This window comes from Aureivirga sp. CE67, from assembly GCF_015767245.1.
Lineage (GTDB): Bacteria > Bacteroidota > Bacteroidia > Flavobacteriales > Flavobacteriaceae > Aureivirga.
The window spans coordinates 167,639-191,702 of the sequence record NZ_JADOTV010000003.1; the positions used below are offsets into that span (position 1 = coordinate 167,639).

Annotated in this window: 21 protein-coding genes; 12 read left to right on the plus strand and 9 right to left on the minus strand. The window is 27.2% G+C overall.

Going from position 1 to position 24,064, the window contains the following annotated elements; translation table 11 throughout:
• Nucleotides 1–5: 5 nt before the first annotated feature.
• On the minus strand, nt 6–755 hold the full coding sequence (locus tag I0K12_RS06650; protein ID WP_196886397.1) for a LytR/AlgR family response regulator transcription factor: 750 nt from the start codon (nt 753–755) through the stop codon (nt 6–8).
• 1 nt (nt 756) lies between these two features.
• Entirely contained in the window at nt 757–1,788 is a 1,032-nt protein-coding gene (locus I0K12_RS06655; RefSeq protein WP_196886398.1) for a sensor histidine kinase, read from the minus strand.
• Nucleotides 1,789–2,023: 235 nt separating this feature from the next.
• Between I0K12_RS06655 and I0K12_RS06660 the strand changes: the two genes are divergently transcribed.
• The 5 genes from I0K12_RS06660 (at nt 2,024) to I0K12_RS06680 (ending at nt 7,560) form a co-directional block, all read left to right on the plus strand.
• Nucleotides 2,024–2,602, plus strand: a complete 579-nt coding sequence (locus tag I0K12_RS06660; protein ID WP_196886399.1) for a TVP38/TMEM64 family protein — start codon at nt 2,024–2,026, stop codon at nt 2,600–2,602.
• A gap of 20 nt (nt 2,603–2,622) precedes the next feature.
• A complete protein-coding gene (locus I0K12_RS06665; RefSeq protein WP_196886400.1) occupies nt 2,623–3,177 on the plus strand; it encodes a class I SAM-dependent methyltransferase in 555 nt (184 codons plus the stop codon).
• Nucleotides 3,178–3,194: 17 nt separating this feature from the next.
• Nucleotides 3,195–4,523: a serine hydrolase domain-containing protein gene (locus I0K12_RS06670; RefSeq protein WP_196886401.1), complete on the plus strand. Its 1,329-nt coding sequence runs from the start codon at nt 3,195–3,197 to the stop codon at nt 4,521–4,523.
• Nucleotides 4,524–4,770: 247 nt separating this feature from the next.
• The gene (gene argS / locus I0K12_RS06675; RefSeq protein ID WP_196886402.1) at nt 4,771–6,546 is read left to right on the plus strand and encodes an arginine--tRNA ligase; all 1,776 of its coding nucleotides are present in this window, start codon (nt 4,771–4,773) and stop codon (nt 6,544–6,546) included.
• Between the two features lie 93 nt (nt 6,547–6,639).
• Nucleotides 6,640–7,560: a hypothetical protein gene (locus I0K12_RS06680; protein WP_196886404.1), complete on the plus strand. Its 921-nt coding sequence runs from the start codon at nt 6,640–6,642 to the stop codon at nt 7,558–7,560.
• Between the two features lie 27 nt (nt 7,561–7,587).
• On the opposite strand, the gene I0K12_RS06685 is transcribed toward I0K12_RS06680, so the two are convergent.
• Nucleotides 7,588–10,080, minus strand: a complete 2,493-nt coding sequence (locus tag I0K12_RS06685; RefSeq protein WP_196886406.1) for a T9SS type A sorting domain-containing protein — start codon at nt 10,078–10,080, stop codon at nt 7,588–7,590.
• 402 nt (nt 10,081–10,482) lie between these two features.
• Complete coding sequence (locus I0K12_RS06690; RefSeq protein ID WP_196886408.1) at nt 10,483–11,190, minus strand: hypothetical protein; 708 nt, start codon at nt 11,188–11,190, stop codon at nt 10,483–10,485.
• Between the two features lie 116 nt (nt 11,191–11,306).
• On the opposite strand from I0K12_RS06690, the gene I0K12_RS06695 reads away from it, so the two are divergent.
• The 4 genes from I0K12_RS06695 to I0K12_RS06710 all read left to right on the plus strand — a co-directional run bounded on the left by I0K12_RS06695 (nt 11,307) and on the right by I0K12_RS06710 (nt 15,081).
• Entirely contained in the window at nt 11,307–12,146 is an 840-nt protein-coding gene (locus I0K12_RS06695; protein WP_196886410.1) for a tetratricopeptide repeat protein, read from the plus strand.
• 205 nt (nt 12,147–12,351) lie between these two features.
• Nucleotides 12,352–13,029: an OmpW/AlkL family protein gene (locus tag I0K12_RS06700; RefSeq protein ID WP_196886412.1), complete on the plus strand. Its 678-nt coding sequence runs from the start codon at nt 12,352–12,354 to the stop codon at nt 13,027–13,029.
• 195 nt (nt 13,030–13,224) lie between these two features.
• The gene (locus tag I0K12_RS06705; RefSeq protein ID WP_196886414.1) at nt 13,225–13,992 is read left to right on the plus strand and encodes a DUF6503 family protein; all 768 of its coding nucleotides are present in this window, start codon (nt 13,225–13,227) and stop codon (nt 13,990–13,992) included.
• A gap of 801 nt (nt 13,993–14,793) precedes the next feature.
• A complete protein-coding gene (locus I0K12_RS06710; protein WP_196886416.1) occupies nt 14,794–15,081 on the plus strand; it encodes a hypothetical protein in 288 nt (95 codons plus the stop codon).
• A gap of 67 nt (nt 15,082–15,148) precedes the next feature.
• On the opposite strand, the gene I0K12_RS06715 is transcribed toward I0K12_RS06710, so the two are convergent.
• From I0K12_RS06715 to I0K12_RS06725, 3 genes are read right to left on the minus strand one after another with little or no spacing between them, the layout of a single operon-like run.
• Nucleotides 15,149–15,604 carry a hypothetical protein gene (locus I0K12_RS06715; RefSeq protein WP_196886418.1) on the minus strand — a complete coding sequence of 152 codons (456 nt, stop codon included), beginning with the start codon at nt 15,602–15,604 and terminating at the stop codon, nt 15,149–15,151.
• A 30-nt stretch (nt 15,605–15,634) separates the two neighbouring features.
• Nucleotides 15,635–16,225 carry a hypothetical protein gene (locus tag I0K12_RS06720; RefSeq protein ID WP_196886419.1) on the minus strand — a complete coding sequence of 197 codons (591 nt, stop codon included), beginning with the start codon at nt 16,223–16,225 and terminating at the stop codon, nt 15,635–15,637.
• Between the two features lie 9 nt (nt 16,226–16,234).
• Nucleotides 16,235–17,272, minus strand: coding sequence for a WD40/YVTN/BNR-like repeat-containing protein (locus tag I0K12_RS06725; protein ID WP_196886421.1), 1,038 nt, complete (start codon nt 17,270–17,272; stop codon nt 16,235–16,237).
• Between the two features lie 67 nt (nt 17,273–17,339).
• Here I0K12_RS06725 and I0K12_RS06730 point away from each other — a divergent pair, with 67 nt between their 5' ends.
• Nucleotides 17,340–18,227: a patatin-like phospholipase family protein gene (locus I0K12_RS06730; RefSeq protein WP_196886423.1), complete on the plus strand. Its 888-nt coding sequence runs from the start codon at nt 17,340–17,342 to the stop codon at nt 18,225–18,227.
• A gap of 3 nt (nt 18,228–18,230) precedes the next feature.
• On the opposite strand, the gene I0K12_RS06735 is transcribed toward I0K12_RS06730, so the two are convergent.
• On the minus strand, nt 18,231–19,091 hold the full coding sequence (locus I0K12_RS06735; RefSeq protein WP_196886425.1) for an alpha/beta fold hydrolase: 861 nt from the start codon (nt 19,089–19,091) through the stop codon (nt 18,231–18,233).
• 220 nt (nt 19,092–19,311) lie between these two features.
• Between I0K12_RS06735 and I0K12_RS06740 the strand changes: the two genes are divergently transcribed.
• Together I0K12_RS06740 and I0K12_RS06745 are read left to right on the plus strand one after the other, a co-directional pair.
• Nucleotides 19,312–20,640, plus strand: a complete 1,329-nt coding sequence (locus I0K12_RS06740) for a hypothetical protein (RefSeq protein ID WP_196886427.1) — start codon at nt 19,312–19,314, stop codon at nt 20,638–20,640.
• Nucleotides 20,641–20,907: 267 nt separating this feature from the next.
• Complete coding sequence (locus tag I0K12_RS06745) at nt 20,908–23,400, plus strand: VPS10 domain-containing protein (protein ID WP_196886430.1); 2,493 nt, start codon at nt 20,908–20,910, stop codon at nt 23,398–23,400.
• 179 nt (nt 23,401–23,579) lie between these two features.
• Here the strand turns inward: I0K12_RS06745 and I0K12_RS06750 are convergent, their stop codons facing one another.
• Nucleotides 23,580–24,008 carry a hypothetical protein gene (locus tag I0K12_RS06750; RefSeq protein ID WP_196886432.1) on the minus strand — a complete coding sequence of 143 codons (429 nt, stop codon included), beginning with the start codon at nt 24,006–24,008 and terminating at the stop codon, nt 23,580–23,582.
• Nucleotides 24,009–24,064 lie beyond the last annotated feature (56 nt).

Here is a 24,064-nt window from a genome sequence, read left to right on the forward strand (position 1 = left end):
AGCTTTTATTCTGAAAGACCAAAGCGTTTAAAAAAAAGTGCTTTATAACTTCTGCCTAAAGGAATTTTATTTTCTCTAACTAAAAGTTGATTTCCTTCAATTTCATTTATTTTATTTATAGAAACGATATAAGATTTATGAACTCTCATGAAATCTAATTTTGGTAAAATTTCTTCAAGTTCTTTAAGAGAATAAAGCCCCATAATTCTTTTTTCTTTGGTGTAAAAATTCACATATTCTAAAGCTCCTTCTATAAAAAGAATATCATCAAAATATATTTTGTGGATTTTACGATCTGATTTAACAAGAATAAAATTTGACTTTTTTTCTTTACTGTAATGTTTTTCTGAAACTTGATTTATGTTTTTTATATTTATTTCTGTTTTCTTTTTTAAATAAATTAATTCGCAAGCTTTATTTACAGCTTTAATGAATCTAGGTAAGGAAAAAGGTTTCATTAAATAATCTACAACATCTAATTCATAACCTTGAATAGCAAATTCGGCATAAGCTGTTGTAAAAATAATAGCTGGAGGGTTATTTAAACTTTTAACAAAATCAATACCAGTCAAATCAGGCATTTGAATATCACAAAAAATCAAATCAACTTGATTATTATTTACAAAATTTAAAGCATAAAAAGCATTATCAAAAGAATCTAATAAGTTTAAGTGAGGAACTTTTTCTATATAATCTATTAATAGTTTTCTAGCAAAAAACTCATCATCAATTACAATACAATTTACCGTTTTCATTTTACTTTAAATTAATGTTTAATACTACTTTAAAAATATTTTTATTTTTTTCAATATGTAAAGAATACTTTTCTGGATAGAGAAGGTTTAATCTTTTTTTTACATTTTCCAAGCCAATCCCTCCTTCAGAATTTAGCCAATTTTGAGCTTCTATTTTAGGGATTGAATTTTCTATTTTAAATATTAAATTGTCGTTTTTACAAATTAAATCAATATTCACCCAAGCGTTTTTGTCTGTATCAATTTTACTATGTTTAAAACTGTTTTCAATAAAAGGAATCAAAATCATAGGAGAAATATGATTATTATTTTTCACATTATCTATTAAGAAATTTATATTTTGTGGTTTCTCAGTTTTTAATTGTTGAAAGTCTATATATGAAATAATATAATCAATTTCACGAGATAGTAAAACATGATCACTTTTACAATCATAAAGTACATACCTTAACATATCTGACAGTTTTAAAATTTTATCGGGAGCAGATTTATCTCCTATATAACTTATTGTGTAAATAGTATTTAAAGCATTAAATAAAAAATGCGGATTTATTTGACTTTTTAAAAATTTTAGTTCCGTTTCACTTTGTAATTTAATTAAAGATTTAATTTCTTTAAGATGTTCTCTTTCTTTTTTTAAAATATCAAAAAAAGTACTAATGAATAAAGGGACTCCTAGAAAAAAAATATTGAAAAAAAATATAAAAACAAAAGGTGCACTTCGATCATCAATTTGACGAGCTGGAAGTATAAATTTGATTGCTATTATTGTAAGTCCAGTTGAAATTAGGACAAACGTTAATAGTAAAATAATTGAATAAATTTTATATTTCCTACTATTATAAGAATATTTGTTTAATAATATTTTTAAGTTCATCTGAACTATTAAAGCCTGTAGTATTGTATAATGAATAGAATTATATATAGCTTCTTTTATATTCCAAAACGATAAGATACTAAAATATATCAAAGCAATTAATATCCAAAATATATAAGGATTATGAATTGAAAATGTTTTTGTGTTTTGCTTCATTTATTTTTATTTCTTGCAAAATTACATATTTCCTCTAGAAATATTCTTAATAAACAATCAAAGGTCTATTTCTTTCAACCAACAACATACTTTCTTCAATATCCGAATTTTAGGTATATTTTTTACAATAATTGATTAATTGATAGCCATCATTGAAAAAAAAATGTTTTTAAATTTTTTCTCTTCAATTTTGCCTCAGAATTAATCATTAAAACTTTTTAAAATGAAGTATTAAATGGTTTATAATAGTGGAGTTATGTTGAAATTAGGAAGGAAAGTTTTTACTGTTTTATGGATATTAGTGATTATTTATTTAATAATTAAATACTTACAAAATCCAGAAATTATTAAGGTCGATAATATTAAAGCATTTGTAGAATCTTATGGGAATGAAATGATCTTTATTTATATCCTGTTGACATTTGTTAGAGGTTTTTTTTTGATACCAAGTACACCATTTGTTATAGGGGGAAGCTTATTATTCCCAGATCAATTATTTTTAGTCTTAATGATTTCGATTTCTGGAGTTCTATTTTCTGCAACATTACTTTATTTTTTAGCTGACAAATTAGGGTTTAGTGATTATTTTAAAACAAAACAATCTAAAAGTATTGAAATATGGAAAACACGATTAAAAAGTCCTAAAGCAATATATTTTGTTATAGGTTGGTCTTTTTTTCCTTTTGTTCCAACAGATGTTATTTGTTATGTAGCAGGTTTAGTTAAAATGCCATTTAAATATATGATTACAGGTGTGTTTATAGGTGAACTAGTGTTAGATGTGTTTTATATCTATTTCGATATTATATTATAAAATTTTAAATGAATCATGTTATGAATTCCTTTTTTAAAGAAGCGTTAAAATCATTAAAAACTAGTGGAACAATTAAACCTAGTTCAAAATATTTAATAAATAATTGTTTAAAGGATTTACCTTTTGACAAAGCAAAAACAATAATAGAATTTGGAGCTGGAGATGGTTGTTTTACTAGAGAAATTTCAAAAAGAATGAGAAAAGACACAATGTTATATTCATTTGAAATAAATAAAAAATTTTATGAGTATAGCTGTTCTCAATTTGAAAATCAAAACAATATTAAGATTTTGAATAATTCAGCTTTAGATTTTGATGAAATTTTAAGTGAAAAAACAATTTATAACGCTGATATAATTATCTCAAGCTTACCTCTTTCACTTTTAAATAATATAGAGGTAAGTAGATTATTAAACAAAATAAATAAGTATTTGAAAAGCGGAGGTGTATTTGTTCAATACCAATATAGTTTAGGTAAATTTTATCAATTTAAAGATGTCTTTTATTATGTAAACATGAGCTTAACTTTAATAAATATACCTCCAGCTTTTGTATTTAAATGTTATAAGTATTAATATAAATAAACTAAATCATGAAAAAATATTTAATAGGATTTTTGACAATGATAATAATTATGCTATCAAGTCAAAAGGTAAAAAGTCAAAATATTGACAAATCGAAATTAAATAATTATTTAGAAACACTTGCAGAAAATGACAAGTTTATGGGTAGTGTTTCAATAACAAAGGATGAAAAGTTAATTTATTCCAAAACTGTAGGACTTAGAGATATTCATAAAAACAGAAAAGCGGATAGATTAACAAAATACAGAATAGGTTCTGCAACTAAAACATTTACAGCAGTATTGACGATGAAAGCTGTAGAACAAAACAAATTAACTCTAAATGAAACAATTGAAAAGTTTTTTCCAAATATTAAGAATGCAAATAAAATAACAATAGACCAATTATTAAATCACAGAAGTGGAATTCATAGTTTCACCAATGACTCTGACTTTTTTAGTTGGAATACACAGAAAAAAAGTAAAGAAGAAATCATTAAGAAAATAGAAAAAGGTGGAAGTGATTTTGAACCAGATAGTAGAGCATATTATAGTAATTCAAATTATATCCTTTTAGGAATTATTTTAGAAAAAGTATATGACAAACCTTATGGTGAAATTTTAAAGAAATATATCACGAAACCGCTAAAAATGAGAAGTACGTTGGTGGGTAAGAAAATTAATACTTACAACAGAGAAGCACAATCTTATAGAAAAATTGGGAAATGGGAACAAGAACCTGAAACTGATATGTCAATACCACTTGGAGCAGGTTTTTTAGTTTCAACTTCTCGTGATCTTGTGAAGTTTAGTGATGGATTATTTACTGGTAAAATTATCAGTCTAAAGAGTGTTGAAATAATGGAAGCTTTGAAAGATGGTTACGGACGTGGAATTTTCGATACTTCTTTTGAAAACAAACAAGCATATGGTAATAGTGGTGTGATTGATGGATTTAATTCAGATTTTTTGTATTTCACAAAAGAAAAAATCTCAATTGCTTTTACTTCAAATGCTACAGATTATGATTTAAGAAAAATCAGACACGTTCTTCTTCTTGCTACATTTGGAAAAGAATATGAAATCCCTAAATTTTCTACTTATAATGGAAAAGTTGAAAATCTGGATGAATATGTCGGTGTCTATGAAAGTAAAGAGTTTCCTTTTGATATTACAATTGAAAAAAAGAATGGAACAATTACAGCTCAAGCTACAGGAATGTCAATTTTTGGTACAGAAGCAATTGGAAAGAATAAATTTGAAATAGGTGCAATAAATGCTGTTTTAGAGTTTTTCCCTTCAGAAAATAAATTAGTTTGGATTCAAAATGGAAAAACATTAAACCTATTTAAAAAATAAATATCGGAAAGATGTTTAGAAATAGAGGATTGTTTTTTAGTGGTATAAAGTTCATGATTTTTCTATCTAAACATTATCTTTCCCTGAAAAGACTTGGTTTACACTAAGTCTTTTCTTCTTTTACTTTAATTTTAAATCATTTAAGTATTGAGATTTAAAATATTTTATCAATTCAATTTTTCATATCATTTTCCTTGATAGAATCCGTTTATTTATACTAAATTTGCAGTTCAAATTTTAAATAAAAATGAATATTCAAAACACATTAACATCCGTAGTTAAAGAAGGTTTCAAAGAAATCTATAATGTAGAAATTGATAATGTTGAATTTCAAGCAACAAGGAAAGATTTTGCTGGAGATATCACAATTGTTGTATTCGCATTTTTACGACACGTAAAAGGAAATCCTGTGGAGATAGGAACTCGCATTGGAGAATACATCAAGAATAATGTTTCGGAAATTAGGGATTTTAATGTTGTAAAAGGATTTTTAAATCTAGAATTTTCAGACGCATATTTCGTAAATACTTTTAATTCTATTTATAGCACAGAAGATTTTGGAATTGTTGCTCCAAAAGAAGAAGAAAAAGCTGTGATGGTCGAATATTCTTCGCCAAACACAAACAAGCCACTTCACCTTGGACATGTTCGTAACAATTTATTAGGTTATTCTGTTTCTGAAATTATTGCTGCTTCTGGTAAAAAAGTGTACAAAACACAAATTATCAACGATAGAGGAATTCATATTTGTAAAAGTATGTTAGCTTGGCAACGTTTCGGAAATGGTGAAACTCCAGAATCTACTGGATTAAAAGGAGATAAATTAGTAGGGAACTATTATGTTGCTTTTGATCAGGCTTATAAAAAAGAAATCAAAGAATTAGAAGAAAAAGGACTTACAACTGAAGAAGCTAAAAAGCAAGCTCCAATTTTATTAGAAGCACAAGAAATGCTAAGAAAATGGGAAGCTGGAGATGAAGAAGTTGTAGCACTTTGGAAAACGATGAACCAGTGGGTTTATGAAGGTTTCAACGAAACTTACAAAGCTCTTGGAGTTGATTTTGATAAAAACTATTATGAAAGTAACACATATCTTTTAGGAAAAGAAGTAGTTGCAAATGGTTTAGAAAAAGGTGTTTTCTATAGAAAAGAAGATGGTTCTGTTTGGATTGATTTAACAGATGAAGGTTTAGACGAAAAAATCGTTTTACGTTCTGATGGAACTGCAGTTTATATGACACAGGATATTGGAACTGCAATTGAGCGTTTCAACGATTATAATATCGATTCTTTGACTTATACTGTAGGAAATGAGCAAGATTATCACTTCAAAGTTTTATTCTTAATCTTAAAGAAATTAGGATATGACTGGGCTGAGAATTTATATCATTTATCTTATGGAATGGTTGAGTTACCATCAGGAAAAATGAAATCAAGAGAAGGAACTGTTGTAGATGCTGATGAATTAATGGTTGAAATGACTGATACAGCTCGTGAGATTTCTCAAGAATTAGGAAAATTAGAAGGTTACTCTGAAGAGGAGAAAGAAGAATTATACAACGTAATTGGTATGGGGGCTTTAAAGTATTTCATTTTAAAAGTAGACCCAAGAAAACAAATTCTTTTTGATCCAAAAGAAAGTATTGATTTCAACGGAAACACTGGGCCTTTCATTCAATATACGTATGCGAGAATTCAGTCGATTTTAAGAAAAGTAGATTTTGATTATTCTAATACAAAAACTGATATTTCTCTTTCTGATAAAGAAAAATCATTATTAAAACAATTAGAATTATTCCCATCTGCTGTTCAAAATGCAGCGAAAAATCATAGTCCGGCATTAATAGCTAACTATACTTATGATTTAGTAAAAGAATATAATTCATTCTATCAAAGTTCTCCAATTTTAGGTTGTGAAGATGAAGACTTAAAAATCTTAAGAGTTCAACTTTCAGAAAAAGTTGCACAAACAATTAAAAATGGATTTAAACTTTTAGGAATTGAAGTTCCTAACAGAATGTAAAAAAATATATTTTGAATCTAAGAAGGCTAACAGTTTTTATTGTTAGCCTTTTTTGTTTTATATTGGTTGCAAATTAAAATTGTTCAAAATACTATGAAAAAAATCTATACCCTTGCTTTAATTTTATTTATTTCAATTGGAAATTTATTTGCTCAAAATAATCGAGATTTGTTAGACAGACTATCAGCAATCAAAATGGATCCGATTGTTTATTATAATTTTGATGGATATAAAGTAACCAGTAAACATTATAGTGATTTAGAATTTTCCGAAGAAAATATTAAAAAAAATATATTGATTTTTAATCCACAATTAGAATTTAAAGAAACATATGATTTACAAACAAGTACTGAAATAGCAGAAACAAATTATATGGCTTATTTTCAGCTGGATGATGAAAATTTAGGTGCTATATACTATGTATTATATTTTTTAAAAACAAAAGAAAATAAAGTTTTATCCTTTGAGTTTAAAAAACCTGGAACTAGACTCGCCTTAGATGAGATAGAATTGATGAATCGTGTTTTGAATGATGAAATCCCTGAAGAAGTTTATACTACAACAGACACCGAGTATATTAATTTTGTTGGCAGAAAAATACATTTAGGAAAAGATAGATGTAATTATATGGATTTAAACTCTATTCAATGTCCATATTATGGTCAAATAAATTGGTCAATTCATAAAACCTTAGAAAGTGCAAAAGAAACAGTCAACATACAGTTTTTAAGCGCAAAATCAAATAAAGATTATTTTTATAGGATTGAGGAACAAGAAGTAGATTTAATTTTTGAAGGAGTTGAAACTAAAGCTAAAAAAGCTATCTTTTATACAGAATCAGGAATACAATCTGTAACCTCAGGAAAACAATTGATAGTTTATTATATCGCTACAGAAGTAAGAGGTAAATTCGTAAGTACTGTTTTTAGTTTTTGGGACAATGATTATATAGATCCCGAAACAAAATTACCTTTTCTAGCTAATCAGTTTATTGTATTAAAAAAGAGAGATTAATCTTAACCTCTCTTTTAAAAACTAAATTTATTTTTTAATAATTTTTTCAGTGTAAGCACCTTTTTCAGTATTTATTTTCACGAAATAAATACCATTTTCTAAATTAGAAATATCAACATCTAAATTTTCTTGAAGTTTGATGTTTTTTAGATACTTAACAATCCTTCCATTTTGATCATAAATACTTATAGAAGAATTGAATGATTCATCTTGATTTGAAATAGTAATCTTATCTTTAGCTGGATTTGGATAAATCGAAATATTTTGCGTTAATTGATTTTCATTACTTAATCTAGCCGATGAACTAGGAAGATTTGTTTTCCAGATTCCTCTTCCGTAAGTAGAAGTATATAAAGTATTATTTACATGATTAATTTCTAATTCTGTAATCATCACATTTGGTAAATTATTATTGAAAGGAACCCAATTGTTTAAATTATCATTAATCATATAAACTCCATATCCCATACCAACATATAAAGAATTTTGACTATCATTTTGCCAAACAATAGATGTTTTACTAAAGTTAGGTAAGTTTTTATCATATTGAGACCAAGAATTTCCTCCATCATTAGAAACATAAACTTGGTTACTACTATTAATACAAACAGCTACTTTATTAGGGTTTGTAGGATGAATTGCAATATCTCTAACTTGACCATAAAGTCCACTTACCGTTTGCCAAGCTTGACCTCCATTAGTTGTTTTGTAAAGTCTCGATCCTTGTCCGATATAAATAATTTGATTATTTGTTTGAGAAATTTCTATATCGTTAATATAGCTTGATCTAGTTGTAGAAATACTTGTCCAAGTTTGACCTCCATTGGTAGTTTTGTATAAGCTTTTTCCTCCACCATAAAAAGTATTTGAGTTTACTGGATCTGGCTCATATGCAGTTACCCAAGGACCTGTGAAACCTTGTGGTAATGAAGAATAGCTATTTCCACCATTGTAACTTCTGTAAAGTCTACCATTATAGATTGTACCATAAACAATATTTGAATTATTTATGTTGAAGAAAGTTTCCATTCCATCTGCACCAAGCCAATCTTTCCATTGTCCTGTTTGCTCACTATAAATTGAAGTTCCATTATCCTGTGAACCTCCAGATATTTTTGTTTGAGATGTTTGAGAAATTCCTAATTTGTAAAATTCACGAATACCAAGACCTGAAGTTAAATCATCATAGTAATTACTACTAATATAACTTGTGTTATCTGCTACAAATAATCCACCATCACTACCTACAAATAATTCTCCATCTACAAATTCTAAAATATCAACATCTGCATGGCAATATCCTATATTTTTATAAGCTGCATTTGCTGGAACCCAATCCGATGTAATTTGAAATGAAACTCCTCCATTTGTTGATCTCCAAGTTAAAATACCAGCAATATGTACTTCATTTGCATTTGTATTAGAAACGGCAATATCCATATCTCTAGGAGCTTGACCTCTATTATCATTAGCAGTAGTACTATAACCAAAATAGTTTTTAGTTCCATGATTTAAGGTTGTAAAAGTTGTTCCTCCATTATTTGAAACATATAAAGCACCGAATTTTCCACTAGCTTCTTCTAAAACATAAATTTTATTTGAATTTGCTGCAGAAACACCAATCATTTTTACTCCTGAACTAAAATTATGAGTTGTAGTGCTAGAATTGTCTATTGTAGTTTTATGAAAATTTTTACCACTTAGATATACAATATTTGGATTACTTGTATTGAATTCAATATCATATCCATAATAATCTGATGTGATTTTTGTCCATGATTGACCTCCATTTAAAGTTCTATAAAAACCACCATAATTCATTGCAACATAAATAATATTCGAATTTGTTGGATGAACAGCAATTTTATAAACCGAAGAACCCGATAAATCTGCAAAAGTTTGCCAAGTTGTACCTTGGTTTGTAGATTTATAAATTACACCGTTTGTAGAACCCCAATAAACTGTATTTGTATTAGACGGATCCATTGCTAAAGACCAAACTTTTAAATTTGAAAAATGATCTGTAAGAGGAGTCCAAGTATTTCCTTTATTTGTAGTTCTCCAAACTCCTGCATTAGGTGTACCGATTAAAATGTTATTAGAATTATTAGGATTAATTGCTAGAGAAGTAATTCTTCCAACACCTGGATTCCAACCTGAAGTTTGATTATAATAAGTTGGTCCAAGTTCTGTCCAGTATTCACTACTAACTGTAGTAGCAAAAGTGCTTTTTTGATTTTGAATTTTATTTACTTTTTTTAATTCTTCAAAATAAAATTGATCTGATTTTAAATATCCATCTGGATCCATTTTTTTTAAAGCAATAAACTCCCATCTCTTAAATTGTTTGTATCCAGAACCTTTTCCTGTTCCATTTTCTCTAAAGTATTTTTCCGCAGAATCTTGAATTTCTTGAACAGTAAAAGTTCCTTTTCGAATCATTTCTTTATATTCTTGAGAATATAGATTTGAAAATGAAATTAAGAGTAGAGTAATTAATAAATGAAGTTTTTTTGTCATGATTTAATTAATTTTTAGTTACGCCCTTTATTTACGGGCTTTTTTATTGAAAAATAGTTTTTGATTGTATATAAAATTAGTTAAATAATGTAAAAAACAATAATTAAAATATTAAATTACAATTACATGTGTAAGATTGAAAGTAAATTATAGCTATTAACTGTTATGTTTATATTGAGTAAATTTTCATCTGTTTTTAGAAGTTTTTTCTTTAAAAATATGGTTGTATAGACATGTTTTTAAATCTACTTCACACAAAAATCGTTTATAAAAAACGTTTATCAAAAAATACTTTTTGATATAAAAAAGATATTGAATTAAATTATGAGTGAGATTCAATTTTTAAAATCAGGTATTTAGATATTTTGTTTTTAAAAAAATGAAAATAGATAATACTTTCAATCAAAATCTTAAAGGAATAGCAACTCTACAAATTACAGCTTTTCCATTTTTAATAGCAGGGTTCCAATTTGGAGAATTTAAAAAAGTAGATTCAATAATTTTTTTATTTCTTTTATCAATATCATTTCTAATTCGCACTTTTACTATTTTTCCATCTTTATTAAAATCAAGAAATACTATAATCCTTTTGTTTTTTAAATTTATTTCAGAAAAATTATTTTTAAGATATTTCTTTAGTTTTTCATTCCCTCCAATAAAAGAAGGTTTTTTGTCTACTTTAGAAAAGAAATAATTATTTTCTATTTTATTTTGTATATCAATTTTATACGCTTTCTCAACATTTGGAATAATTTTATAAAAAATATTTTCGTCATGATTTTTATAAAATTCTTTTTCCATTGTTTTATAGTAAGCATCTAAAAACGGTGTTGGTTCACAATAATCAAAAACACTATTTACATTATATACATCTTTTAAATATTTTTCATAAAAATTCAAAAAATCCATATCATTACTGACATCTCTAGGAATAAAAAGTTCATATCCTCCTTTTTTAATGTCTTCTAAAGCTTTTGTTTCGCCTTTTTGTTTTTGATTATCAATTGTTTCTTGTAGTGGTTTAGTTTCCAGTTGAATTTTATTTTCTGTTTTAGATTTACTACAAGAGATTAACGAAATAATAAATAGGAAGAATAGTTTTTTAAGCATTATTGAGTTTTTTAAAATTTGAAAACAAAAATTATACCTTTAAGTAATTTATTTTAATTAATACTTAGTATTTTTAATCATCTATTTAAAATTATGAATATTAAAAATTAAAGAAAATGAAGAGAATTTTATTTAACACTGTATTTCTATTGTTTACAGTTTTAAGTTTCAGTCAAAGTTTAACTGCTGAGGAATATGTTGAATTAGCAGGAAAAGAATTGAAAAAAAATGATCCTTTTGCAGCAGTAGCAAAGCTTAATGAAGGAATAAATGTACACTCTAAAAATCCAATACTATATGAAAGTCGAGGTGTAATTTATGACGCTTTGACCTTGTTTGATAAAGCATTAGAAGATTTTGACACAGCTCTAAATTTAACAGAAAACATCAAATACAAATCTATTTTATATTCTAATCGAGGTGCAACGAAATATAAAATACGAGATTTTCAAGGTTCTTATAAAGATGTAAAAAAAGCTATTGAATTAGATAAAAACAATCTTGATGCCTTAAATAATCTTGCTAGTGTTTGTGATGAAGTAGGAAAACCTGAAGAAACGATCGTTTACTTAAAAAAGATACTAGAAATTCAACCAAAATATACTGCAGCTTATGTAAATCTTGGATTTAAATACCAAACAATGGGAAAACATAAAGAAGCGATAAATTATTTTAATCAAGCAATTTCTTTAGACCCAAATGAACCTTTTGCTTATAGTAATAGAAGTTTTAGCAAATTACAAACTAAAGATTTGGACGGAGCAATGCAAGATATTTTAAAATCCTTAACTATTTATGATGCTAATTCTTATGCATATAAAATTCGTGCTCTAATTCTTATTGAACAAAAAAAATATGAAACTGCGTGTGATGATTTAAACACTGCATCTAAGCTTGGATATACAAATCAATATGGTTCTGAGGTTGATGAATTGAAAGAAAAATATTGTAAATAGAAGTATTTAAAACTTTTAGCTACAAAAACTCATATTAGAAAGCCGTTAATTTTAACGGCTTTTTTTATATATATTAAAATTTCACCCTATTATTTTTAGTAATTCATAAAAATATAAAAGTTTCTATACACTGACTTTCGTCACTATTTTAGATTTTCTTTCTAGATACTTTTGAAATATCAAAATAATAAAACAAATAGGTATTATGAGAAAAGTATTTGGAATTTTAATGCTATTGGCGTTATTCATCACGACTGGAATGAACGCTCAAGAAGATACTAAAAATGATTTTAAAAAATGGCAAGTAAGATTTAGAGCTGCTGCTGTTATTCCAGATGTAGACTCAAAAGTTGGTGTGATTGGTGGTGATGTAGACATTTCAACTCAAATTATTCCAGAGGTTGATTTTACTTATTATTTCACAAAAAATATTGCTGCTGAATTAATTTTAGGAACAACTCAGCACAATGTTGAAGATTTATCAGCAGATTTATCAGCATTAGGAATTAATACTCCTACAGATGTTGATTTAGGAAGTGTTTGGTTATTACCTCCTACGCTTAACTTACAATATCACTTCTACCCTACTGAAAACTTTAAACCATATGTAGGTGCGGGTATTAATTATACTATTTTCTATGGAATTGACGAAGGAAATGCTGTTGCAGATGTTGAATATGACAATGCTGTAGGATATTCTTTCCAGTTAGGATTTGATTATAAAATCACTGATTGTTGGTTCTTTAACGTTGATGCTAAGAAAATGTTCTTAAAAACAGATGTTACTGTTGATGCTTCTAATTTATTAGATGGATTAAGTATTCCTGCGGAAGTAGAGATTAATCCTTGGATTGTAGGGGCTGGATTTGGATTTAAATTTTAACAATACTAATAAATACATTTTTCCTTTATTCGATTAATTCACTTTTTCGATAACCTTGGTTTAAATTTTTAGGCCAAGGTTTTTTTATGTTATAAAATTCTGAATATCTATGACATATAAAATAATTTACTTTTTTGATATTTTTTCTGTAATGAAAATAAAAATTACCGACTAAAGTGTAAATTTTAATAAAACATGTATAGATTAATATTAGTATCCTTAGGGTTAATGGTTGCATCATGCAGTACTTCTGATGCTACTAAAAAGAAAGTGGTAGAAGAAAAAAAAGAGGAAATCAAAGTTGATATTTCAAAATATCCGAAAGAGCTTATCAAAGTATTTGATGCACATGGAGGAATTCAAAATTGGAAAAATCAAAAAATGCTTTCTTACAAAAGAGGTTCTGAAAAATTCATGACGGATTTACAAACTAGACATGATGTTTTAGAAAATGATAAATTCAAAATGGGATTTGATGGAAAAGAAGCTTGGATTAAACAAGATTCTGCAGTGTTCAAAGGTAGCCCAGATTTTTATCACAACCTTTACTTCTACTTTTTAGCAATGCCTTTTGTTTTAAGTGATGATGGGATTGTTTATGATACTAATGTAGAGCCAATTCAGGCAGACGGAAAAACTTATAAAGGTGTAAAGATTTCATATAATGATGGTGTTGGAGCTTCTTCAAAAGATAATTATATTTTATTTTATGATGAAGATACTTACCAAATGAAATATTTAGCTTACACAGCAACGTTTTTCTCAAAAGAAACTTCTGACAAATACAGCTTAATTAAATACGAAGATTGGAAAAATATTAGTGGATCTACTTTACCAATGAAATTGACTTGGTTAGACTTTACAGATTATAAAGTTGGAGAGCCAAAAGGGCCTGCAACTATTTTTGATGAAATTTCATTGAGAAAAGAAAGTCCTAATAAGATGCTTTTTTTAAAGCCATAGTTTTTTATCTAAGGTTATCTTACCTTGAAGAAGGTTTGATTTGAACAAAAGGTTATTTCTGTAAAAAGAAATAACCTTTTTTCATGTAAAATGAATTCGATTCTATTTTTTTGTAGTAAAATTTCAAACATCTCCTAATATTTAATTATAATCTGCTACATTTGGATTTAAATATATAAATGAACTATGATTTATTTAACTCTTCTTTTGTTTTATTTCATTCTATTCGGAGCTGTAATTTTATTTATAAACCTAAGAAGCAAATATATTTTTAAGAAATATCTTGATTTAAAAAAGACAGGGACAACTAGTTTTTATAGCAATGTAAAATGCAAAAGTTTATTGAGAAGAAATCCTTTTTATTTTAAATATTGTGACATTCAAATACAAGAAAACCATATTATTTTATTTGGATTTAATTATTTTTTAAAAACAAAAATTCATCAAAAACCAATTATTATTTTTACTTCTGAATTTAATTCAACAAAAAGATTAAATAGCTATAAAATATTAAAGATAAAAGAACTAAGTAAAATTGATTTTGGCACCGAAATTACTATTGATACAAATAAAAAACACCAAGTTAATAATGAACTATTTTTATTTGATTTTAAAGTTGAAAATTTGGATAAAATATAACTATAACAAATTGTAAAATTTTTAAATAAAAAAGGATAAATTCAATTTAAAAAAAGATATAGAATCTATTAAATAGTACTTAAAAAATCAATTACTATTTTTTTAAATAAACAAATAAAATTATACATATTCGTTCATAAAAAATTGCACAAAAATATTATTATGAATAAAAAAGGTGCTCTGACACTAGGAATTATTGAAATTTTAATCTCAGCTTATTGGATTTACAACAATATCGAATTGTATTATGAATATCACTATACAGATATACTATTTATGTTTATGTATCCTGATTGGGTTTTATTTTCAAATATTATTATTGGGCTTTTAGGGATTATAAATGCCTTATTCTTAATTCGTTTAAAAACTTCTATAAAAAGAAATATACAGATTACAGGAGGTTTAATTTTGATACATTTTATTATTCAATTATTGAACACTTTATTTTAGTACAAGATATAATAAAAAAACCGATAGATATCTAATCTATCGGCTTATAGCGCTCTTTAAAACACTTTTAATTCAATAACATTTTGTTTTTATCTTCAAGATTGAATTTATCAAATTTTATTTTGAACTCATACCCACCAGAATCAGCTTTTATAATCTGCACATTTGAATTTGCATTTTCTAAAACTTTTTCATTTTTAGGGTTATCTAGAATTTTAACGAAACTTAATTTATAGTTACAGTGATCAATCCACTCTATTTTATACTCCACTTTTACTCCTGAATCTAAATTATGTTCAATTTGTTTTGAACCCTCTCTAGTAATTTCAGTTACTCCAGACGTTTTATCATTAATTTTAAATTTACCTGACTTGAAAGCCTCGCAATCAGCAGGTGAAATATTTGGTTCTGGTTCTTGATGTGGAATAGTAAATTTACCTGATTGAAACTTTTGGCTACTTAAAACTTGACCAAAAGAAAATATAGAAATAAGAAAAAAGAAGCTAAATAATAGTTTTTTCATTTAGATAATTTTTAGGTTGATTTTAATGGTTTAATAGTTACTTAATATTTTTATTTTATTTGTAAGTTCTACAATATTACAGATTCTTTCATCGATATTATCTTCTCCGAAAAGCTCTGCATTTACTTTTAAATATTTCTTCTCACTATTTCTAACAAATAAAATATAGTTCGAAAATTTATAATTTCTTTTAGTTCCTTCAGCTAAAAACCAAAAACTATCTCTGTCTAGAAATTTACCATTTCCATTTGAAACAAGTTTTAGATTTTCTTGCTGTAAATAATTATTTATTACCAACGATTCTGAATCTTTATCCATTTTTAAATCTCCATTAATCATCGAAACATCATAAATAAATGTTTTGGTTAGATCTTTAGTTGTATCGGCTGTAAAAATTTCACTTTCATAATCATTATAATAAAGATTTGTTTTCCAAGTTTTTGGAGATTTTAAAATAAAATTCTTATGTATATCCATAACCTCTTCCAGATCTTTCTCATTATATTCTGAATCAGAACAACTTAAATCCTTATTCAGATAAGTTTGATTTTTATCCGAACAACTATAACAAATAAACAAAAATAATATAAAAACAACAGCAATATTTAATTTATTTTTCATATTTCAATATTAATTTAATGTTAATTTAGCAATTTTATTAACTCCGCCTAACCAAGCTATTTTAGAATCAGCGAATTGCACTGAAAAATAACCTTGATCACTTACTTTTTGCCAATCTGCTCCTTGGTTTTTTGTATAGTAAATTCCTTCTGTACTTACAGCAACAATCTCTTGTCCTTTAGAGTTTGGAACAAACTTCACAGAACTTATATAACCTGGTAGCTTATCATTTGCAACTAATTGCCATGTTTTACCTCCATCTTTTGTAATTGCTTTATTCGCTTTTTTATTAGGCTTGTCTGTATAATCTCCTCCCATAACAATTCCAACATTTTCATCATAAAAATCAGCTGTATAAATACCTGTTGTTTCTTTTCCTTGAACAATTGGAGTATCAAAACTTGTCCATGTTTCACCTTTGTCAGTAGACTTTAAAACTCTTGATTTTTTTCCTCCAGTAACAATCCAAGCAGTATTATTTTTTAAAACAATATTAGAATTACTTGCAGCAAAAGCAGCTTCTCCTTCTTCCATAGGTGGAATATTCTCACATGCTATTTTATTCCAAGAATTTCCTCCATCTACAGTTTTCAATATTGTTAGACAATTATTTTGAGGATCTCCCATTACTAAACCTTCTTTGTTGTTCCAAAAATTAATGGCATCATAAAAAGCGGTATTCAAAGAATCTCTATAAACAAATTTTGTTCCTTGATTAAACTTAATAATCCCCGCAGGTTTTTCAATACTAAGCAAAAATAAATCATCTCCATTTTTCTTTATTCCTCTAAAATGATATTTCTCTTCTCCTCTCGGAATAGAATCTAATTCTAAAGACAAATTGAAGTTATCCTTAATAAAACCAAACTTCTCATTAGAACCAGCGTACCAAACTTTTGAAGTATCTATAACATCCAATGCTCTAATATTTGTTTCTGGCACAGGAAACTCTTTTAAACTAATTTTTTTTTCATTATTTTTAGTATTATGATTCTCACATGACACTATAATTAAAGATAAAAAGATAATTTTTAGTAATTTTTGCATAAACTGATATTTTTTAGTTCCCAAATGTAAAATAAAAAATGTAAAATCTAATAGTAATTTCCTAAATATGAAAAAAGCATTAGTGATTTCTGGTGGAGGAGCAAAAGGAGCTTTTGCTGGTGGTGTAGCCGAATATTTAATAAAAGAAAAGAAGAAAAAATATGATATATATATTGGTTCTTCTACTGGAAGTCTTTTAGTTACGCATTTAGCTTTAGGAAAAGTGGATGAAATCCGAGATGTATTTATAAATGTAAATCAAAAATCCATCTTTAATAATTGTCCTTTTAAAATAAAAAAGAATCATGGACATAAAAACATACATATCAATATGTTTCGTGTTCTATGGAGTTTATTTCGAAAAGAATTAACATTCGGACAAAGTTTAAATCTAAAAGATTTAATAAAAGACAATATTCATCCCTCTTATGTTGAAGAATTAAAAAAATCAAAAAAAGAAGTTTTTATAACTATCTCAAATTTTACAGAAAAACAAATTGAATTCAAAAATTTAAGAGAAAATTCATATGATGATTATTGTGATTGGGTTTGGGGTTCTTGCAATTTAATTCCTTTTATGAGTGTTTTAGAAAAAAACAATAAACAATATGCGGATGGAAGTTTTGGTTCAATTATCCCTATTAAAAAAGCAATTCTCGAAGGAGCTAAGGAAGTTGATGTAATCATCTTAGACACTGAAAATATATTATATAATCAATTTTTAGCAAATAATACTTTTTCCGTGCTTTTTCAGGCTTTTGATTTTATGATGTATAATATCGGACAAAGAGATATCAACTCAGGAAGATTTAGAGCAGAACATTCTGGTGTTAAACTAAATTTTTATTTTACTCCAAGAGTATTAACCTTAAATCCACTTCTTTTTGATAAAGAAAAAATGACAAAATGGTGGAAAAGCGGTTATAAGTTTGCTGAAGAAAATTATATCAAGTAATATTTATTTCGATAGTCTAGTCTGATAGTTTTTTCTTTTAAATGCTTCGTCCAAAAATTTCTCCACTATATAATTATAAAACACAGACTCATCTTTTATATAATTATAATTACTATTTGGTATTACAAATAATTGGGCATTCTCTAAATTATTATAAATTTCTACTACGTGCTCTAATTTCATAAAATCATTATCCGAAGCAACAACTAAAACAGGAATTTTAATTTTATCTACATCTGATTTTGACATATTCGGCTGAAACTTTACAAGTTCTAATTGATTCCTGAGTCTACTCCAATCTTCAGAAGTATCATTATTAAAAATCAATTCTTCAGTTTGAGTTAATAATTTTGCATTTGCATCTATTTCCTTTTGCTTAACAGCATCATTTCCTGGTCTAAGATTAGGTGAAGATACTACCATTTTTGAAACACGGTTTGGAAATCTACTCGCCATTTCTAAAGCAATATTTGCTCCATCTCCATAACCAATCACAAAAACTCGACCTATTGAAAGATAATCCATGATTGAAACATAATCTTTCGCTAATTGTGTATAAGTTAGTTCATTTATTTTCCCTTGAGATTTACCATGTAACCTACTATCAGCTGCGATGATATGATAATTCTCCATGAAATGAGTAATCTGACAAGACATATCTGCGATACTTTGTCCACTTCCATGAATAATCAAAAGTGTCTGATTTTCTGGATCACCATAAGATTCTAAATAAATTTTCGCTCCGTTGATTCTAGCAAAAACACCAACATCTTCATTTTCACCAAAGGGAATTTCCGTATTACAATTTTGAGAACTTACAGCTAATACATTTAAAAAAAATATTAAAAAAAATATATTTCTCATCATAGATAGTTTTGTTTAGAAATAGAGTGTAAATTTAAAAAAAATATAATTTTCACAATGGAATCATTCTGATTTAGAGTGAATTTTAATTAACAAAAACAAAAGTAATTTAAATAGCTAAAAATCAGAAATATTCAAACTAAAAAATGTTTTTTTTCACATAATTACAACATAATATAACTTTTATTAATCTTAATTTTAAGTAAACAAAAGATTTATTATGCGAAAAATTATATTCATTTTTAGTCTATTTTTAATCTTTTCTTGTAAAGATGATGATGATAATGTGGTAGTTCCTGAAAAAATTATCACTGGTTATATGTATACCTCAACAAATGCAAATGGTCAAAATGCTGTTCTAGGTTTTGCACAATATCAAGATGGTTCCTTGGCCGAATTAGATAATTCCCCTTTCTTCACGAAAGATTTGGGTGCAAGTGAACAAGGTGACTTTGACGCTCAATATTCTATAAGAATTATAGATGATTTATTATTAGTTGTAAATGCAGGGAGAAACCCATCTAATGGAACTATTTCTGTTTTTAGAATTGATAAACCTTCAGGAAATCTAACTTTAATTGATCAAACTCCAAACGAATTGGCTTCGTATAATATTAATAGTCGAGGTATTCGTCCAGTAACCTTAGATGTGAAAACAATTAACGGAAAAACTTGGGTAATTGTAGGTAATCAACATTCACAAGTTGGATATATTGGCGAAGATGAAGAATTATCCGGACCAATTATAGATTCAAATGAAAGAAATATCACACTTTTTTCATTGGAATTAGAAACTGGAATGTTAACTTTTGAAACAGTTTTAGACACTTATTTTGATGGAAACTTAGGTGGAGTTTCAAGTGTTAACTTTAATCAAAATGGCGATAAATTTACAGTTACAACTATGGGAATTTATCATGCATTAATCAATTATCCAAACCCAAGTCTTATAAAACCTGCTCAAACATATTTTTATAATTTTAATAATGGATCTGCAACAGAAAATGGTGTTTTTATGGAAGAAGGAGTCGCTGGAACAGTAGCTGCTATTTGGTCTCCATCAGAATCTAAAGTATATACAGTAAGTTTTAATGTTATTGAAGATAAAATAGATTATGATGTTGTTTCCATTAATACATCGGATTATAGTTTGAGTCAACACTTTCGCTCTGGTTTAGAATTAGATAATTCATCATGTTGGTTAGCTTTTTCTGAAGATAAAAGAGATTTATTCGCTGTGAATTTAGGAGAAAACACAATTGCTTCATATAGAGTTGGAGCAAATGATAATTTAGAAATTATTGCAAATCCTTATATTACAAGAACTACTGGATTAGAAGGACGTGAGTTAAAAGATATTATTTCTCAAAATGGTTTTGTATATGCTGTTTCTGCTGTAAATTCTCATAAGATTTCTATTTTTCAATTAAATGGAGATGGTTCTTTAACAGAATTAAGTTATAGCCCATTCCCTATTCCATCTGCTAGGAATTTCACTGAAGAAGATGCAATTTTCTTGGGGTTAGTTGGATATACATTAATAGATTAATATTTAAATATTTTTATAAGTAATTAATATGTTTCTATTCAATAGATATTATGTCAAAATAATTTATATAAACCGTAATATATCTTTATAAAACTATTCATATATAAAAAATTTACTTTTACTCAATAAAATTTAGTCGGAAAAATTATTAAGACTTACAATTAATATAAATCAATATATTAAATCATTTAATTGTTGTTTTTTCATTTAATTTAGAATATTTTTGAATATTCCCCTGATAAACTAACCTTAAAAAACAATTTTTTTATGAAACAACAAGTTTTAACACTTAGCTTACTATTTCTTACTTCTTCAGTTTCCCTCTTTTCACAAGAATACAAAGAAATGATTCAGAAAAGAACTCATACAGTAGAAGAAATTAAAAATTCTGCAAACGAATATTTTGAATTACATGGAAAAGGAAAAGGGTCTGGCTATAAACATTATAAAAGATGGGAGTACATGGCTTATCAAGAAATGGACTCAGACGGTTACTTAAAACCTAAAAACTTTTATTTTGAAGAATTAAAAAGAGTTAATCAATATGAAAATCAAAGAAGAGATGAATTTCCATCCAATGATAATTGGGAAGAATTAGGTCCTACCTATTATAATCAAACATCTGGTTGGAATCCTGGAGTTGGGAGAATTACTTCATTAGCATACAATCCCGAAAATCATGATGAAATTTATATTGGCACTCCAAATGGTGGAATTTGGAAAACTTTAGATAAAGGAGAAAGCTGGACACCACTAACGGATAATTTTAATAATATGGAAGCTTACGCTTTAGCTGTGGATCCATCTAATCCGTCTACAATTTATTGGGGGTCTGTTGACGGATATATCTACAGATCTACTGATAGTGGTGCTACCTGGGAAACATTTACACAGTTAACTTCTATTGGAGGAATATTAGAAATTGCTGTTCACCCTACTAATCCAGATGTAATATATGCTGCGATGAGTAATGGTGGTTTTTGGAGAACTCATGATGGAGGAGAAACAGCTTGGGAGAATATTTTAGAAGTTGGTACAACTACAGACGTTCAATTTAATAAAGAAAATCCTAATATAGTTTATTTAAGTGGAACAAAATTCCATAAAGTTTATGTAGATAACTCAGAACCAACAGTCACTCATAATTTTGGTAATCATCAAAAAGCAATTGGACTTACAGCTGCAAATTCAGATAAAATTTACGTATTAGAAGAAAATGGTGCTGGAGGATTTAATGCTTTCTATGTTTCTGATGATGGTGGAGATACTTTTACAGAATTAGATCATACAGGATATAATTATTTAGGTTATAGTACATGGGCAGATAGTGCTGGAGGTCAAGCTCCTAGAGATATGGCTATTGCAGTATCTCAAACAGATGAAAATGAGGTTCATATTGCAGGTATTTTAACTTGGCGTTCTACTAATGGAGGACTTGGATTTCAGAATACCTCAGACTGGATACCTGGTAATGCTTTTGAAAAAAATGTAGGATATTGTCATGCAGATGTCGATTTAATAGAAATGATAGATGAAGAGCTTTTTGTTGCTTCAGATGGTGGACTTTTTGTTGCTGAAAACACAGCATCTATTAATGCAAACTATTACAAAGATTTATCAACTGGTTTAGGGATTAGACAATTTTATAAATTTGGAATTTCTCAAACACAAAACACTGTAATTGCTGCAGGTTCTCAAGATAATGGTGGTTCTGTCTATCATGAAAACACAGGACAATGGAAGGATTGGATTGGTGCTGATGGAATGGAATCATTCGTTGATAAAGATAATTCAAATATTATATATGGATCTATCTATTATGGGCAATTATATAAATCTATTAATGGAGGAAATACTTCATCAGGTATGCCTCAAGTTTTTCAAGGAGATTGGGTAACTCCTTTTGAGCAAGATCCTATAGCTTCAAATACCATTTATGGTGGAGGAAAAACCTTATACAAAACTACAAATGGAGCAATCACCTGGAACCCAATATCACCTACTTTTGGAGACCATATTACGGATATTGAAGTAGCAAACACAAATAATCAAATTATATTTTTTGGTGTAAACAATACGCTTTATAGAAGCACAAATGGAGGTACTACTTGGGAAGATATTGATGGTTTAAATGGGCGTATTTTAGATATTGCAGTACATCCTACAAATCCTAATAAGATTGCTATATGTATAAGAGATGAAGAAGGTATTTATGTTTCTAATGATGGCGGTGATACTTGGGAATCTTATAAAAAGAATTTACCAGATTTTAACCCTACAGCTGTAGCTTGGCAAGATGATGAGGATAATGGTTTATATGTTGGAATGAATTATGGAATTTACTTCACATCTGATTATTTTGAAGAATGGTATCCTTTTAATAATAATTTACCAAATGTAAGAATTGAGGAATTAGAAATTAATTATGTAAATCAACACATTTATGTTTGTACATATGGTAGAGGTGTATGGAAGTCTCCTCTATATGATAGATGGTTAAGTGTTGAGAATGAAAAACAATTGGATAAACTTAAAATCTACCCGAATCCTGCTTCTGACAAAATAAATCTAAAATGGACGGAAGATACTGAAGTTAGCATTAGAGTTATTGATCAGAGAGGAAGAATTGTTAAGTACATTAAAAATGTAAACCTTGTTGATAAATATGAAGTTGATATTTCTAATTTAGACAAAGGGATGTATTTTATCAAATTAAGTACTAGCAAAGGATCACATATTGAAAAGATTGTCAAAAAGTAATTCTTTTTAATCAAAACTGATTTTTTGGTTTAAATTATTAAAAAAGGTAATGAATTTAATTTTTCATTACCTTTTTCTATTTTACTAATTAGATTCTATGAAATATTTAAGATAAATCATATTCCAAGAAAAAAAGCTACCATATTTCTATGGCAGCTTACTATAAACCTATTCAGTTCTTACCATGCAGAACCAAATGCCAATTGACTATTTAAACTTTGAATTAGACCTTGTTTAAACCAAGGCTGTCCAGCAATTCCTGCAGGAAATCCAGAATAATTTATTCCAGTTATAAATCCATTACTATCCATAAATGTTCCTGAAATTGGGAATACAGCTGGCAAAGAAATTCCTCCAGTTGTATAAGAGTAATCCCCTTCAAAACCTACAAAGTTTTCATTGATATAATCGATTGTTACCTTTAAAGTATATTGTACTTGTACATTATTTACTTTAAATGTACCTGAAACTATTTGACAAGTATACTCAGGTATTCCGATTTCTCCACACTCACATGGATTTTTAATTACTTTGTCTTTTGACTGTGCATTTGCTGAAAATACTGATACGAAAAAAATCGCTAAAAAACTTAAAATTAAATTTTTCATTATTAATGTTTTAATTAATTGATAAATGGTTTTAAGCAACTAAATGATAGTTGCCG

Excerpts from the sequence above, each read along its gene's own strand:
- I0K12_RS06715 (WP_196886418.1), bottom strand. The coding sequence starts at position 15,604 with ATGAAAAAACTATTATTTAGCTTCTTTTTTCTTATTTCTATATTTTCT.
- I0K12_RS06705 (WP_196886414.1), top strand. The coding sequence starts at position 13,225 with ATGTATAGATTAATATTAGTATCCTTAGGGTTAATGGTTGCATCATGC.
- I0K12_RS06685 (WP_196886406.1), bottom strand. The coding sequence starts at position 10,080 with ATGACAAAAAAACTTCATTTATTAATTACTCTACTCTTAATTTCATTT.
- I0K12_RS06665 (WP_196886400.1), top strand. The coding sequence starts at position 2,623 with ATGAATTCCTTTTTTAAAGAAGCGTTAAAATCATTAAAAACTAGTGGA.
- I0K12_RS06695 (WP_196886410.1), top strand. The coding sequence starts at position 11,307 with ATGAAGAGAATTTTATTTAACACTGTATTTCTATTGTTTACAGTTTTA.
- I0K12_RS06655 (WP_196886398.1), bottom strand. The coding sequence starts at position 1,788 with ATGAAGCAAAACACAAAAACATTTTCAATTCATAATCCTTATATATTT.
- I0K12_RS06745 (WP_196886430.1), top strand. The coding sequence starts at position 20,908 with ATGAAACAACAAGTTTTAACACTTAGCTTACTATTTCTTACTTCTTCA.
- I0K12_RS06725 (WP_196886421.1), bottom strand. The coding sequence starts at position 17,272 with ATGCAAAAATTACTAAAAATTATCTTTTTATCTTTAATTATAGTGTCA.
- argS (WP_196886402.1), top strand. The coding sequence starts at position 4,771 with ATGAATATTCAAAACACATTAACATCCGTAGTTAAAGAAGGTTTCAAA.
- I0K12_RS06710 (WP_196886416.1), top strand. The coding sequence starts at position 14,794 with ATGAATAAAAAAGGTGCTCTGACACTAGGAATTATTGAAATTTTAATC.
- I0K12_RS06735 (WP_196886425.1), bottom strand. The coding sequence starts at position 19,091 with ATGAGAAATATATTTTTTTTAATATTTTTTTTAAATGTATTAGCTGTA.
- I0K12_RS06750 (WP_196886432.1), bottom strand. The coding sequence starts at position 24,008 with ATGAAAAATTTAATTTTAAGTTTTTTAGCGATTTTTTTCGTATCAGTA.
- I0K12_RS06650 (WP_196886397.1), bottom strand. The coding sequence starts at position 755 with ATGAAAACGGTAAATTGTATTGTAATTGATGATGAGTTTTTTGCTAGA.
- I0K12_RS06700 (WP_196886412.1), top strand. The coding sequence starts at position 12,352 with ATGAGAAAAGTATTTGGAATTTTAATGCTATTGGCGTTATTCATCACG.
- I0K12_RS06740 (WP_196886427.1), top strand. The coding sequence starts at position 19,312 with ATGCGAAAAATTATATTCATTTTTAGTCTATTTTTAATCTTTTCTTGT.
- I0K12_RS06660 (WP_196886399.1), top strand. The coding sequence starts at position 2,024 with ATGGTTTATAATAGTGGAGTTATGTTGAAATTAGGAAGGAAAGTTTTT.
- I0K12_RS06720 (WP_196886419.1), bottom strand. The coding sequence starts at position 16,225 with ATGAAAAATAAATTAAATATTGCTGTTGTTTTTATATTATTTTTGTTT.
- I0K12_RS06670 (WP_196886401.1), top strand. The coding sequence starts at position 3,195 with ATGAAAAAATATTTAATAGGATTTTTGACAATGATAATAATTATGCTA.
- I0K12_RS06690 (WP_196886408.1), bottom strand. The coding sequence starts at position 11,190 with ATGCTTAAAAAACTATTCTTCCTATTTATTATTTCGTTAATCTCTTGT.
- I0K12_RS06680 (WP_196886404.1), top strand. The coding sequence starts at position 6,640 with ATGAAAAAAATCTATACCCTTGCTTTAATTTTATTTATTTCAATTGGA.
- I0K12_RS06730 (WP_196886423.1), top strand. The coding sequence starts at position 17,340 with ATGAAAAAAGCATTAGTGATTTCTGGTGGAGGAGCAAAAGGAGCTTTT.